General features: G+C 40.4%; 14 protein-coding genes. 12 read left to right on the top strand and 2 right to left on the bottom strand.

Going from position 1 to position 13960, the window contains the following annotated elements:
• Nucleotides 1-43 precede the first annotated feature (43 nt).
• The 11 genes from secA to KSU66_RS01955 all read left to right on the top strand — a co-directional run bounded on the left by secA (nt 44) and on the right by KSU66_RS01955 (nt 12060).
• A complete protein-coding gene (secA, locus tag KSU66_RS02005) occupies nt 44-2551 on the top strand; it encodes a preprotein translocase subunit SecA (protein ID WP_269049724.1) in 2508 nt (835 codons plus the stop codon).
• A 36-nt stretch (nt 2552-2587) separates the two neighbouring features.
• A protein-coding gene (gene prfB / locus KSU66_RS02000; protein ID WP_269049772.1) for a peptide chain release factor 2 occupies nt 2588-3689 on the top strand; the annotation gives its coding sequence in 2 pieces (ribosomal slippage) (nt 2588-2659 and nt 2661-3689; 1101 coding nt in all).
• A gap of 261 nt (nt 3690-3950) precedes the next feature.
• A complete protein-coding gene (gene cccB / locus KSU66_RS01995; protein WP_269049723.1) occupies nt 3951-4280 on the top strand; it encodes a cytochrome c551 in 330 nt (109 codons plus the stop codon).
• Nucleotides 4281-4516: 236 nt separating this feature from the next.
• Nucleotides 4517-5203 carry a cell division ATP-binding protein FtsE gene (gene ftsE, locus KSU66_RS01990; protein ID WP_269049722.1) on the top strand — a complete coding sequence of 229 codons (687 nt, stop codon included), beginning with the start codon at nt 4517-4519 and terminating at the stop codon, nt 5201-5203.
• Nucleotides 5193-6077, top strand: coding sequence for a permease-like cell division protein FtsX (ftsX, locus tag KSU66_RS01985; protein ID WP_269049721.1), 885 nt, complete (start codon nt 5193-5195; stop codon nt 6075-6077). The genes ftsE and ftsX overlap by 11 nt, the downstream gene beginning before the upstream one ends.
• A gap of 56 nt (nt 6078-6133) precedes the next feature.
• Nucleotides 6134-7537, top strand: a complete 1404-nt coding sequence (locus tag KSU66_RS01980; protein ID WP_269049720.1) for a murein hydrolase activator EnvC family protein — start codon at nt 6134-6136, stop codon at nt 7535-7537.
• A 166-nt stretch (nt 7538-7703) separates the two neighbouring features.
• Nucleotides 7704-8354 carry a hypothetical protein gene (locus KSU66_RS01975; protein ID WP_269049719.1) on the top strand — a complete coding sequence of 217 codons (651 nt, stop codon included), beginning with the start codon at nt 7704-7706 and terminating at the stop codon, nt 8352-8354.
• Nucleotides 8351-8920, top strand: coding sequence for a peroxiredoxin family protein (locus KSU66_RS01970; RefSeq protein WP_269049718.1), 570 nt, complete (start codon nt 8351-8353; stop codon nt 8918-8920). The genes KSU66_RS01975 and KSU66_RS01970 overlap by 4 nt, the downstream gene beginning before the upstream one ends.
• Nucleotides 8921-8987: 67 nt before the next feature.
• Entirely contained in the window at nt 8988-10427 is a 1440-nt protein-coding gene (locus KSU66_RS01965; protein WP_269049717.1) for a S41 family peptidase, read from the top strand.
• A gap of 174 nt (nt 10428-10601) precedes the next feature.
• A complete protein-coding gene (locus KSU66_RS01960) occupies nt 10602-11771 on the top strand; it encodes a PDZ domain-containing protein (RefSeq protein WP_269049716.1) in 1170 nt (389 codons plus the stop codon).
• A 37-nt stretch (nt 11772-11808) separates the two neighbouring features.
• A complete protein-coding gene (locus KSU66_RS01955; RefSeq protein ID WP_269049715.1) occupies nt 11809-12060 on the top strand; it encodes a CsbA family protein in 252 nt (83 codons plus the stop codon).
• Nucleotides 12061-12131: 71 nt separating this feature from the next.
• Here the strand turns inward: KSU66_RS01955 and KSU66_RS01950 are convergent, their stop codons facing one another.
• Together KSU66_RS01950 and KSU66_RS01945 are read right to left on the bottom strand one after the other, a co-directional pair.
• Nucleotides 12132-12440, bottom strand: coding sequence for an AzlD domain-containing protein (locus KSU66_RS01950; protein ID WP_269049714.1), 309 nt, complete (start codon nt 12438-12440; stop codon nt 12132-12134).
• Nucleotides 12440-13165 (bottom strand): AzlC family ABC transporter permease, encoded by a 726-nt coding sequence (locus tag KSU66_RS01945; RefSeq protein WP_269049713.1) that lies wholly within the window; start codon nt 13163-13165, stop codon nt 12440-12442. Before KSU66_RS01945 ends, KSU66_RS01950 begins: the two co-directional genes overlap by 1 nt.
• A gap of 142 nt (nt 13166-13307) precedes the next feature.
• On the opposite strand from KSU66_RS01945, the gene KSU66_RS01940 reads away from it, so the two are divergent.
• Nucleotides 13308-13931 carry a TVP38/TMEM64 family protein gene (locus tag KSU66_RS01940; protein ID WP_269049712.1) on the top strand — a complete coding sequence of 208 codons (624 nt, stop codon included), beginning with the start codon at nt 13308-13310 and terminating at the stop codon, nt 13929-13931.
• Nucleotides 13932-13960 lie beyond the last annotated feature (29 nt).

Raw genomic sequence — 13960 nt, 5'->3', positions numbered from 1 at the left:
CAGTGGTAAAATGTAAAGTGAACTTAATGAGGATGTGACCTGAATGCTAAGCGTGTTAAGCAAAATATTTGATTCGAATAAAAGAGACTTAAAACGACTTGAAAAAATCGCTGATCAAGTCGAAGCACTAGGTGCAAAAATGGAAACAATATCGGATACTGCACTCACAGCGAAAACAGATGAATTTAAAGAACGGCTTGATAAAGGCGAAACACTTGATGACCTTCAAGTAGAGGCATTTGCAGTTGTTCGCGAAGCATCACGCCGTGTATTAGGCATGTATCCATTCCGCGTGCAAATTGTCGGTGCGGCTGCATTACATGAAGGTAATATTGCGGAAATGAAGACGGGTGAAGGAAAGACCTTGACGTCAACACTTGCCGTTTATTTAAACGCGCTTGCTGGTAAGGGCGTTCATGTTGTAACGGTGAACGAATACCTTGCAAGTCGTGACGCCGCTGAAATGGGCCAACTTTATGAGTTTCTAGGTTTATCGGTTGGACTGAACTTAAACAGCATGTCCAAAGAAGAAAAAGCTGAAGCATATGAAGCAGATGTTACGTATAGTACAAATAACGAACTCGGTTTCGACTACTTGCGTGATAATATGGTTCTTTACAGCAATCAGAAAGTGCAACGACCGCTATTTTACGGCGTTATTGATGAAGTGGATTCTATCTTAATTGATGAAGCACGTACGCCACTCATTATTTCTGGGCAAGCTGCGAAGGCGGCTGATCTATACAGAATGGCAAATATGTTCGTCAAGACGTTAAAAGAAGAAGAGGATTTTTCATACGATGAGTCGACGAAAGGCGTCGTTCTGACCGAAAGTGGCGTTGAAAAGGCAGAAGCTTCGTTCAATGTTGATAACTTATTTGATTTAAATAATGTCACACTTCTTCACGGCATTAACCAAGCGATGAAAGCCAATGCGAGTATGCATATTGACATCGATTACGTGGTTGAAGATGGAAATGTTGTTATTGTTGACTCATTCACGGGTCGACTTATGAAGGGCCGTCGTTATAGTGAAGGACTGCATCAAGCAATTGAGGCAAAAGAAGGTTTGGAAGTTCAAAACGAGTCGATGACACTTGCGACAATTACTTTCCAAAACTTTTTCCGGATGTACGACAAATTATCTGGAATGACAGGTACGGCAAAAACGGAAGAAGAAGAATTCCGTAATATTTATAACATGAACGTAATTGAAATTCCGACGAATCGTCCTTTAGTCAGAGATGATCGCGCGGATCTTATTTACTCGTCTATGGATGGTAAGTTTAAGGCCGTTGCGGAAGATATTAAGGAGCGTAATGCTACGGGGCAACCTGTACTTGTCGGGACGGTAGCAATTGAAACATCGGAAATAATTTCAAGTTATTTAACAAGATTTGGCGTAAAACATGATGTGTTAAACGCGAAGAATCATGGGCGTGAAGCTGAGATTATTTTAGGTGCAGGTCAAAAAGGGGCTGTTACCATTGCGACGAATATGGCTGGACGTGGAACGGATATTAAATTAGGCGAAGGTGTCACTGAAGTAGGTGGCCTAGCGGTGCTAGGTACCGAGCGACATGAGTCCCGTAGAATTGATAATCAATTACGTGGACGTTCTGGACGTCAAGGGGATCCGGGTGTGACGCAATTCTATCTATCGCTTGAGGATGATTTGATGCGTCGTTTCGGATCGGACCAAATGAAGTCAATGATGGCGAAGCTCGGGATGGATGATACAACGCCAATTCAATCGAAGATGGTTTCACGTTCTGTGGAGTCGGCGCAAAAACGAGTCGAGGGGAATAACTTTGATTCGCGGAAACGTCTACTTCAATATGACGATGTACTACGTCAGCAGCGTGAGATTATTTATAAAGAGCGAGATGAAGTGCTCGAGTCAGAAAACATTCGAGGGATTATTGAGAAGATGCTGACTGATGTTGCTGAACGAACAGTTGCCAATTATACGATGCAAGAAAATCCCGAAGAGTGGAACCTAAAAGGGCTTGAAGATAACCTTGGGGCAAATTTACTTCCAGAAGGTCGCTTAACGAAGAGCGATTTTGAAGGGAAGTCAGCTGAAGAGATTTCTGCACTTGTATTATCGGCTATTTTTGAGCGTTATGATGAAAAAGAAACTGAAATGACAGAAGAACGCATGCGTGAATTCGAGAAAGTTATTTTACTTCGCGCAATTGATACAAAATGGACCGATCATATAGATGCTATGGATCAGCTACGTCACGGGATTCACTTACGCGCGTATGGTCAAACAGATCCACTCCGTGAATACCAGAGCGAAGGTTTTGAGATGTTTGAGGAAATGGTATTGGCCATCGAAACGGATGCGGCCAGATTTGCAATGAAGGCCGAAATACGCAATAATCTAGAACGTGAAGAAGTTGTAAAAGGCCAAGCGGTTAATCCGCAAGAAGAAGGCGAAAAAGTTACTAAGAAACCAGTGCGGCGCGCAGTAAATATCGGTCGAAATGATCCGTGTACATGCGGTAGCGGTAAGAAATACAAACATTGTCACGGCCAAAACTAATTAACAGGTAACATATTTCAGGAGGAATTTATAATGATGGAACTATCCGATGTACGCAACGAGCTTGACACTACGGCTAAGAAATTAGTCGATTTCAGGGGGTCTCTTTGACTTAGAAAACAAAGAGGCACGAATCCAAGAGCTAGATGAACTGATGTCAGAACCAGGTTTCTGGGATGACCAAGACAAAGCGCAAACCGTTATATCCGAATCCAATGTATTAAAAGATGTTGTTGAAAATTACATGGGGATGAACGATGCACAGGAAGACCTTGAAATGACTCTTGAATTACTTCGAGATGAATTCGACGAAGAAATGCAAGATGAGCTAGGAACTGATTTAAAAGCGTTTAAAAAAAGGCTTGAAGCATTCGAATTACAAATGCTATTGAGCGGTGAATTTGACCGCCACAATGCTGTGCTTGAACTTCATTCGGGTGCGGGTGGAACTGAGTCCCAGGACTGGGCCTCGATGCTTTTACGCATGTATACGCGTTGGGCTGAGGGCCAAGGGTTTAAAGTCGAAACACTCGATTACCAGGCGGGCGATGAGGCTGGAGTTAAATCAGTCACATTGGCGATTAAAGGGCATAATGCATATGGCTATTTAAAAGCTGAAAAAGGCGTTCACCGCCTTGTTCGGATTTCACCTTTCGATTCATCGGGTAGACGTCATACATCGTTTTCCTCAATTGAAGTGATGCCTGAATTTGATGGCGACATCGATATTGATATTAGAACTGAGGATTTGAGAATAGATACGTATCGTTCAAGTGGTTCAGGCGGTCAGCACGTTAACGTAACCGACTCTGCTGTACGAATCACGCATCTTCCGACTGGCGCGGTTGTTACGTGCCAAACAGAGCGTTCACAGATCAAGAACCGCGAACGTGCGATGAACTTGCTACGATCAAGGTTGTATCAAATCAAAGTCGAGGAAGAAGAAGCGCGTCTGCTTGAAATACGTGGCGATCAGAAAGAAATTGGTTGGGGAAGTCAAATACGTTCATACGTATTCCATCCTTATTCAATGGTAAAAGATCACCGTACAGATGCTGAAACAGGAAACGTCGGCGCGGTTATGGATGGCGATATCGATTTGTTCATTAATGCTTACTTACGTTCACAAATCGACTAAAAGGTTTAAAAAAACTGAATAAGTGTATATATATAGTATGCGCGTATTCGTGAAGTTTACGTAAAGTTGTTCCTAACGTTTGTTCACAAATATGTCATATGTTCTGGAAAAGGTTGTCATGGTAAGATTATCCGTTAAATTTTAATTTTACGGAAAACTTGTTTAAGATTCAAATCAACAATTTGTTGGTATACTTAAGTGGCAAGGAATGAATGTATTCATATCTTTGTAACATACTACGACAATAAAGGAGGTAACAAGATGAAGAACAAACTTTTAGTAGCAATATTTGGAGCGGCACTTGTCCTTGGTGCATGTGGCGGGGGCGATAAAGCTAAAGAAGAAGCGCCAGCAACTGGCGGCGACGTAGCAACTGTTGACGCAGAAGCAGTCGTTCAAACGTCATGTATTACTTGTCATGGCGGAAACTTGGAAGGTGCAAGTGGTCCAGCATTAGACGAGATTGGTGCTAAACTGTCAGAAGAAGAAATCCATGATGTAATTATCGATGGACAAGGCGGAATGCCAGGTGGCATCATTAAAGGTGACGATGCAGCCGCTGTAGCTAAATGGCTTGCAGAAAAGAAATAAGTAATTAATTATAAAGAATCGCTACGGGCTCAGTTCCGTGGCGTTTTTTTGTTGTGAAATACAATTGGATTGATAATTCATTGTAATCGAAATGAAGCGTTAATCGAGATTTATGATATCCTACTAGGCTATGTGTCAAACAAATGAAATATAACTGTAATAATTGAGAGCATAAAACATGCTATACTAATCTTGTTGAAAAAAATCTAAACAAAAGAGATTCAGGTGGTTTTACAATGATAGTGATGAAAAATGTTTATAAAAAATATAGCAATGGTGTCGTTGCATCAAACGGCATTAATGTAGAAATAAAACCTGGCGAATTTGTATTTGTCGTCGGCCCAAGTGGTGCAGGAAAATCAACCTTTATAAAAATGATGTATCGTGAAGAAGTACCGACTAGCGGTGATGTCGTTATTGATGGTGTCAATCTTGCAACGATGAAAAAAAGACGTGTCCCACATTTACGACGAAATATAGGCGTTGTATTTCAGGACTTCAGATTGTTACCTAAACTCAATGTGTTTGAAAATGTGGCATTTGCACTTGAGGTAATTGAGGAAACGCCTGCTAATATACGCACAAAAGTGAGAGACGTATTAGAACTCGTTGGATTATCTCAAAAAGCCCGAATGTTTCCGGATGAATTGTCAGGTGGAGAACAACAGCGTGTGTCTATTGCACGCTCAATCGTAAATTCACCTCAAGTTGTAATCGCAGATGAACCTACAGGAAACCTTGACCCAGAAACATCATGGGAGATTATGAAAGTATTAGAACGAATTAATGCACGCGGTACAACGATAGTAATGGCTACTCATAATAAAGAGGTCGTTAATAGGATGAAACACCGTGTCATTGCGGTAGAAGACGGACTAATCACTCGCGATGAATATGGAGGTGTGTACGACGATGAAATTTAGAACACTCAGGAGGCATTTTAGCAGTAGTTTTAAAAGCCTTGGACGGAATGCTTGGATGACATTTGCATCGGTCAGTGCAGTAACAGTTACACTATTACTTGTTGGTGTATTTATCGTAATAATGATGAACTTAAATCAACTAGCAGATAACATCGAAAATGATGTTGAAATAAAAGTGATTGTAGATTTGGCAGCCAGTGAAAAAGAAGTGGCTGAACTAGAGAAGAAAATAAGTGAGACACCTGGTGTACTCGAAGTGGAGTATTCCTCAAATACACAAGAACTAGATAAAATGATGAAGGGATTCGGAGATGAACTCGATTTATACAAGCAAGATAATCCCCTCCGACATGCAATATTTGTAAAAGCAGAAGATCCACAACAAACAGCGCCAATATCTAAGGAAATCGATTCCTTTGACTATACTTATGAAGTTATCTACGGAGAAGGAAAAGTAGAGAAGTTATTCAATGTGCTAAATACCGGTCGAAACATAGGTATTATACTAATTGTAGGACTACTACTTACGGCAATGTTCCTAATCTCAAATACGATACGAATTACGATAGCAGCTAGACAGACTGAAATTGGCATTATGAAACTCGTAGGAGCAACAAATAACTTTGTGCGAATCCCGTTTCTAATAGAGGGCGCATGGTTAGGTGTTCTCGGAGCAATCACACCGATGGTAATAATTACACTAGCATATTACAATTTATATGAACTAGTCGCTCCAAAATTTGCAGGGGAGCTTTTCCAACCTCTTGAAATGACGCCATTCCTTTATCAGTTGAATGGACTAATCTTAGGCCTCGGTGTCTTAATCGGTATCTGGGGTAGCTTTATCGCGGTTCGTAGATTCTTAAAAGTTTAAATAAAGATAATTAGAGATAAATAGAGAGAAACATATTTGAAAGGGGAAATATTCCGTTGAGAATTAGTAAATTGGTGCCAGGATTTTTGATAGCATTATTAATATTATCATCCGTGGTAATAGATACAGAGGTTTCAGCAAGTACGTTGAAGGAAATGGAACAAAAAAGAAACGTTTACGAGAACAAAAAAGTTGAATTAAATAACGGTATTAACAATAAGGTAACTGAATTAAACACAAATGAATCAAAGGTTGACGAAATTAGTGGACAAATTCAGGCATTAGATACTAAATTTAAAGAAACAAATGATAAAATTAGCCAGGTTGAAGATGAAATATCCGAGACAACAAAAGAGGTAGAGGAATTACATAGTTCAATTGCAGAACTTGAAAAAAGAATCGAAGAGCGTGATATTGTCTTACGTGATCGCGTACGTGCACTACAAGTGAACGGTGGATCTGTAAATTATATAGACGTATTACTTGGAGCAAGTAGCTTTTCAGATTTCATCGATCGATATTCCGCAGTAAGTACTCTTTTGGATGCCGATAAAAAAATCATGGAAGAACAAAAAGCTGATAAAGATCAATTAGAAGTTGAGAAAAAGCTTGTTGAGACAAAATTAAAAGAACAAGAAGAAAGAAAAGATGAGCTTAGCAGTTTAAAAGCATCTCTTGATTCACAGAAAAAAGAAAAAGCTAAACTTGTTGATGCACTTAAAGTAGAGCAGAAAAAGTTAGCGAGTGAGAAAGCTAACCTTGAGGGTGAGCTAGATGAAGTATATGAAATTAGTAGAGCAGTAGAGTTAGAAATTGCAGCTGAACAACAACGCCAAATAGAAGCTGCTAGGAAATTAGCAGAAGAGCAAGAGCGTAAAGAAGCAGCAGCAAAAGCTGCAGCAGAAAAACAGGCTGCACAAGCAGCAAAAGCAGCACAAGCAAGTAAACCAGCAACACAGTCGAAAGCACCAGTAACAGCAGCGAAACCATCTAGTGGAGGTCAATCAACTCAAGCTTCAAAACCAGCACCACCGGCACCATCGATGTCAGGTGGAAATTGGACAAGACCAGCAAGCGGAAGATTTAGTTCGAGTTTCGGATATCGTACGCATCCTATACATGGTGGACAACGATTACATGCAGGTGTAGACATTGCTAATAGTGTAGGAACTGGCATTTACGCAGCAGGTAGTGGAGTTGTATTCCGTGCGGGATGGCATTCTTCATATGGTAATCACATAATGATTACTCATTCAATTAATGGAAAAACATACACAACAGTATATGCACATATGACTAGTCTAAATGTTAGCGTGGGACAAGCGGTTAGTAAGGGACAGGCTATTGGTACAATGGGAAGTACAGGAGCCTCGACTGGGTCACATCTTCACTTTGAATTGCATAATGGAACTTACTCAAGTTCAAGTGCGATTAACCCAGTTGGAATTGTACCTCTATGATAGATTCATTGTGAATAAGAAAAGATTCGCCCCGATATCGGTGGCGAATCTTTTTTTGCTTTAAAGTGATACTGAACCGTCAATTTCTATGGGCAAAATTATAGCTAACCGGGTTGCGATTCGATAGGATAAAGAAGGTTGGGAAAGTAAGGGGGCATCTAGTAAGATGAACGTAACAAATTTTATTATTATAGCTAATACGACGGTACCTGCAACGTGGATTGCGCTTGTTGTTGCCTTCGTGGTTGCATATTTTGCAATACGCCTTAAGTTTGGAAAACGAATTTCCGGGGTTCTGTCTGACTCGATATTTTATTTTATCATCGTATGGAAATTTAGTGTCATATTGACTGATTTTCAAAATGTCATAAAGGCGCCATTATCAATTATTTATTTCAATGGCGGGCGAATCGGCTTTTATCTAGGGCTACTTGCAATCATAATTACAATATTAATCGAATTAAAAAGAAAAACTTTACATAAGTTTGACCTAGTGCCATTATTTGTCGGGGTTATTACAATTCAAACAATCTATCAGATCCTGATGGCGTTTTTAAATGACGGATCACTCGTTGCCAAAATCATGACGGTACTTATTTTCTCAACGTTTACTTTACTAGTTTGGGGCACAATGAAAAAGTTTGAAAAGACACCTATTCAACTAGCGCTGTTATTTACGGCAGTCCATATATTTGCAGCTTCCTTTCAGCCGGTTGGAATCTTTGGTATACCTGTGTTCACAACGCTGATAATTAGTTTGTTTTTTATAATTATTACGATTAAGGAAAGTAAAATTGTATCGGAGGATATTTTATGACTAAAAAGAGTATGGGTTATATCATATCGATATTACTTATCACGGCGATGATCGTCATGATGGTGAAGTCGAATATTGATGATGCGAAGCCTAGTGATGCACTTGCAGAACTAGATACAAATGAAGTGGTAGGACTTAATAAAGGAGATACACCGCCTGATTTTGAACTGAAAACAATGGACGGGGATATTGTGAAGTTATCAGACTTAAAAGGAAAGAAAGTTATCCTTAATTTCTGGGCATCATGGTGTGGTCCATGTAAAGCGGAAATGCCTCATATGGAAAAGTATTATCAAAAGCATAAAGAATCTGCCAATGTGGAGATTATTGCAGTAAATTTAACTACGGCAGAAAGAAGAGGACTTGAAGGTGTTACTGAATTTATCGAAACTTATGGGTTAACATTTCCAATCCCTTTAGACGAGGATGGGAAGGCTAGCGAGGACTATTCGGTCTTTACGATTCCAACGACCTATTTACTTGGAACTGATGGAAAGTTGGCGCAAAAGTTTATGGGACCAATGGATGAAAACATGATGGAAGAGCTAGTTGATAATTTGAAATAAGCGAAGCCGGTTTCTGCTGTCGTAATGTTCAATTCTCGTTCATATAGTGAACTGAGGAGGGGGCATTATGCGCAGAAGCCGGTTTTTGCTATTTGTGGTACTTGCAGTAGTCGCAATTGCAGTTTTGTTCATGTTTGATAGGTGGAAGGGCGAGACCCAAGAAACCAAAGAAGCGGTAAATTCATTTGAAATAATCGATGAAGCCTACGAAATCATTAAGGAAAGAGGTGTCTATCCAGTTGAGGGGAAACTTTTAATTGAAGGAGCACTTCGTGGGATGACAGATGTCATAGGGGACCCCTATTCGACGTATTTAACGAAAGATGAGGCCGCCGCTCATAAAGAATCGCTTGCAAGCGAGAGAGTTGGTATTGGAGCCGAACTTACTAGATCCAATGGAAAGTTTATCATTGTGGCTCCGGTGAAATCATCCCCGGCAGATAAAGCCGGACTCCGGCCCTACGATGAAATTGTTCGGATCGACGGAGAAGGACTTGCTGAAGATTCATTACAAGATGTAGTTAAACGAATTCGTGGTAAGGAAGGCACGGCGGTCTCGATGACAATTTACAGGCCCGATTTGAACAAACACCTGGAATTGTCTGTCGTCCGGGAAAAGATGGCTGTAACGACGGTGACCGGTTCTGTAATTGAGGAAAAAGAACGGAAAGTCGGTTACATATCGATTACGACGTTCGGTGAAGAAACAGCGAAGGAATGGGGCGTTGTTACAAATGATTTGCTCGATAAAGGAGCAGAGGCATTAGTTATTGATGTGCGTGGGAACCCGGGTGGTTACTTACTCAGTGTGGGAAATATTTTAGGGAGTATATTAGCAGAAGATACAATTTATGCGTTTCTGCAGGACGTGGACGGTTCACTTGAGCCGCTTACTGCCGGACCATCTGAAAACGTCGAATATGACGAAAAGTTGAAAAAGATTCCACTCGTTTTATTGCAGGATAAAGGGAGTGCATCAGCGAGTGAAATGCTAAGTGGTGCTATTAAGGATTTACAAAGAGGCTACATCGCCGGGACGGAGAGTTTTGGAAAAGGAACAGTTCAGGAAACGATTCATTTAACAAATGGTGGAAATGTAAAATTATCCACAGCTAAGTGGCTAACACCAAATGAAAAATGGATCCATGGAAAAGGTGTGGGAACAGATATTGAAGTTCAGCAGGATGGGTTGTTTGATGAACACATTCGGTTAGTTACTATGGAATACAAGGAAGGTAGTTTTGCAGATGATATCGGATACGCACAGCGATTACTCAAAGGGCTTGGATATAGTGTAGACCGTGATGATGGTTACTTTGATGATATAACGGCAAATGCGGTGGAGAAATTCCGTAAAGATGCCAAAGTTGAAAAAGGTAATGAAATGGATAGGATTTTCTTTGCAACACTGAAAGATCAGGTGGAAGTATTCCGAAAAGATCGAGAGAATGACAATCAACTTCAAATGGCGCTCGATTATATATTGCATGTCGTAGAAGAAAAATAAGTAAACTAAAGAAGCTATTGACAATGTGGGTACTATAACCTACTTGTTAATAGCTTCTTTTACTAGTTGGATTGTGAAGTTTCTGAAAACAATTATTAACTATTCGCATTCTAGCCTCTATATTTGATACAATGAAGAAAGAGAGTGTAGTAAGGAATTGGATGGTGATAGTTAATGAGAGAAGATATTTTGTTGGACATGCTAACTGCTGTATTGTTATTTTTTCTAAATCCACTTTTCGTGGGCGCATTACTTGTAGCAGTGTTAATAGGTTATTTCAGAGTGAAGCGGGAGCGTCGTAGTTTTAGGGTACGCCTAATGCCTGGAGTGACAGAGTTAAAGCGTCTATTATCAGAGTCATGGCTATTTGCGCTTGTGCTATCAATACTTATATCGGGGATTGGTTTACTGGTTGACGTTGGATGGCTTGTACTATTTTGTGTAGCTTCGTTTATTGCACTTATTTCATTATATTATAAAATTGCATCGCCAATTTATTTTGCGGCAGCAGCCTATGCAACAATTTATTTAATGGGTAGTTATGCAGAAGGCTTTACCTTTATGGGATGGAGCCCTTCAGAAGTAGACTTGTTTGGTGATTTAGCGGTAACAGTTGCGATTATTGCGGGACTATTGTTAATCGTGGAAGGCCTGCTTATTCGCAGATATGCGGGTAAAGACGCTTCTCCTTATATGAAAAATACAAACCGTGGATTACGGGCTGCCGTATTCAAAGGGAAAAAACTTTGGTTATTACCTGTGGTTTTCCTTGTTCCTGGGGATATGATTACTGCTTTTCTTCCGTATTGGCCACAGTTCACATTCAGTGAACAAGCCTTTACATTTGTGCCTGTACCCCTTGTTATTGGGTTTTCTCAAGTGGTTCGCTCAACTTATGCGGAAACTTTATTCCCTAAAATTGGTCGCGGAGTTGCTTACCTTGGCCTTGCGGTGCTAGCTATTGGTGTAGGCGCAATTTGGATGCCTATGTTGGGCGTATTGGCACTCGTAATTGGGGTGGTAGGAAGAGTAGTCCTATCAGTGCTAGTATCGCTTAGAGATAGAAACAAAGGCTATGTAGCCGCTCCTAGGTCGCTTGGCGTTGTAATAGCCGGGGTTCTTCCTGATTCACCAGCTGAGAGAATGGGGCTTATTTCAGGAGAGTGCATTCGTTCGGTGAATGGCCAAAAAGTAAAAAATGAAAAAGAATTGTATGATGCAATTCAAATTAATGCAGCACATTGTCGCTTACAGGTGCTTGGACGTGATGGTGAAGTACGTCTCACACAACAAGTAATTTATCGCCATGATCATCATCGACTTGGAATTTTGGTTGTTGGATGAGGCTTGAGTAAAGTAGTAGTTTGGAAGGATTGTTTAAATGGATTTGTATATAACAAAACTAGTGCTTGCGATCTTTGCGCCTGGGCTACTCGTCGTGTTGTTTACACGGGTTACGTTTAACCACGTTGTTGGGCTTTTCTTAACGGTGGGGCTTATCGCAGCATCGGTTTATGTAGGATTTACACACGACTGGTTCTTGTACGTGGTAGATGCTTTATCGCTGACGGTAGGTTTTTGGTACGCTGGTAGCATGGTAAAGAGAACACGCAAACAATTAGATATTGAATAATAACAAAGGGGCGCTTCCAAATTTATCTGGAAGCGCCCCTTTGTTTGGATGAAAAGACAGTGGATATGGTGTTACATAAATAAGCTATAAATAGCGAGTACACCGATTGTACCAAGAACAACGGACATGACGCCGCCACCTATGATTGCAATTATGAAAGCAGTTGCAGCCCCAATTACCCCGAAGAGGATATTACCTTCCTGTACAAATAAAATAGCAGGAAAAATGAGTGCACCCAGTACCGCGTATGGAATGTTTCGAAGGACTCCTGAGACGACGGGGGGTAACTCTTTTCCTTCGAGTAATGTGAGCGGAATCATTCGTGGGATATACGTCGCTAACGCCATTCCCAAAAGCATCCACCAATAAGTTGCGCCCATTATAACCCCTCCTCCCGCGTATACGTTGTTTCGGCTGTTTTATTTCGTTTGGCGTATATTATTTCAATAAATATTGCAGATCCCAGTGTAGAGAATAAAATTGCCCAACCTGTTGATAAAAGTCCTGTGAAATAAAAAAACGAATGAATAGCAGCAGCCGTCCCCGCTAGCATGACGACTTTACGATTACCTTTCATGGAAGGGACCAACAACCCAACGAACATCGCGTAAAGAGCAATGGACATTGCGGCTTGCAGAAATAGCGGTAGATTCGCACCGATGATATGACCGATAGCTGTAAAAACAACCCAACTTGCGTAGGCAATAAGTGTAACGCCGAATGCAAATGGGCTAGATACCCGATCTTTTTTACTTGTGGCTAAGACTGAGAAAGACTCGTCCGTAATCCCAAACGAGTAAACAGCTTTAATCCACCGTTTTTCGGGCATCATCTTTTCGTTCAAAGAGGCAGTCATGAGAAAATGTCGAATGTTTACGATAAATGTATTCATGATAATGAGCAAGGGATTAACAGCGGCGGTAATTAGGCTAAGCGCAATGTACTGTGAAGCACCCGCGTAAACTAATAGACTCATTGCGGTCGCTTCAATAATAGAGAGACCCGCTGTTTTTGCGAGCAGACCAAATGTCAATGCAACAGGGAAATAGCCTATCGCGATGCTCATCCCAGCCTTTAAACCGGAAGAAAACTCGTTATTTCTCATATCTGTCACATCTTTCTAATGTAGTTCACTGATTATACTATACTTTCAAGTATTATCGTGTATTAATGTCTATTTTGGTGATAAACTTAGATTATTGGGTATACTTGTAAGTATAAACTGTAACGTTGCGAGGGTGATTTGGATGACTGTTTGGTTTGAAGTTGATAACATCATTGAATTGTCAAAACATTATAGAGCGCTAGGCCCACTAGTAGGTTTGTTTTTTCCATTTATAGAATCATTTCTACCGTTTTTACCATTATTTGTATTCGTAGTTGCCAATGCAAGTGCTTATGGATTGTGGTTGGGATTTCTATTGTCATGGGCCGGAACATCGGCGGGATCCTATGCGGTTTTTCTCTTAATAAGAAAATATGGTCATAATCGCTTGCTTCGATTTTTAACGAAAAGTGTCCGCGTACAAAAGTTGATAAAGTGGGTAGATCGAAATGGTTTTGGCCCGTTGTTTTTATTTATTTGTTTTCCATTTACACCTTCGGCACTTGTAAACCTTGTTGCTGGACTGTCTGGTATGAAAAAAACACATTACTTGTTTACATTATTGGCTGGTAAACTAGTAATGATATTTACTGTTAGTTATATTGGCTCTGATTTGAAGGCGTTGTTTACGCAACCGATTAGAACGATTATTGTCGCAATTATCGTCATCTTACTTTGGGTTATCGGTAAACGAATTGAGCACCGTTTTAATAAAAAAGTGGATGCCGAGTTTAGCCATGTAGATAAAATCCGTAAAAGAAACTAAATTTTATTGAAACATTTCCTGTCGACCCT

It is taken from the genome of Sporosarcina sp. G11-34 (assembly GCF_026931025.1).
Note: the sequence above shows the minus strand (reverse complement) of the source record. Positions and strands in the feature narration are given on the sequence as shown.

Excerpts from the sequence above, each read along its gene's own strand:
- KSU66_RS01975 (WP_269049719.1), top strand. The coding sequence starts at position 7,704 with ATGAACGTAACAAATTTTATTATTATAGCTAATACGACGGTACCTGCA.
- KSU66_RS01970 (WP_269049718.1), top strand. The coding sequence starts at position 8,351 with ATGACTAAAAAGAGTATGGGTTATATCATATCGATATTACTTATCACG.
- ftsX (WP_269049721.1), top strand. The coding sequence starts at position 5,193 with ATGAAATTTAGAACACTCAGGAGGCATTTTAGCAGTAGTTTTAAAAGC.
- KSU66_RS01945 (WP_269049713.1), bottom strand. The coding sequence starts at position 13,165 with ATGAGAAATAACGAGTTTTCTTCCGGTTTAAAGGCTGGGATGAGCATC.
- KSU66_RS01955 (WP_269049715.1), top strand. The coding sequence starts at position 11,809 with ATGGATTTGTATATAACAAAACTAGTGCTTGCGATCTTTGCGCCTGGG.
- cccB (WP_269049723.1), top strand. The coding sequence starts at position 3,951 with ATGAAGAACAAACTTTTAGTAGCAATATTTGGAGCGGCACTTGTCCTT.
- secA (WP_269049724.1), top strand. The coding sequence starts at position 44 with ATGCTAAGCGTGTTAAGCAAAATATTTGATTCGAATAAAAGAGACTTA.
- KSU66_RS01940 (WP_269049712.1), top strand. The coding sequence starts at position 13,308 with ATGACTGTTTGGTTTGAAGTTGATAACATCATTGAATTGTCAAAACAT.
- KSU66_RS01965 (WP_269049717.1), top strand. The coding sequence starts at position 8,988 with ATGCGCAGAAGCCGGTTTTTGCTATTTGTGGTACTTGCAGTAGTCGCA.
- KSU66_RS01960 (WP_269049716.1), top strand. The coding sequence starts at position 10,602 with ATGAGAGAAGATATTTTGTTGGACATGCTAACTGCTGTATTGTTATTT.
- KSU66_RS01950 (WP_269049714.1), bottom strand. The coding sequence starts at position 12,440 with ATGGGCGCAACTTATTGGTGGATGCTTTTGGGAATGGCGTTAGCGACG.
- ftsE (WP_269049722.1), top strand. The coding sequence starts at position 4,517 with ATGATAGTGATGAAAAATGTTTATAAAAAATATAGCAATGGTGTCGTT.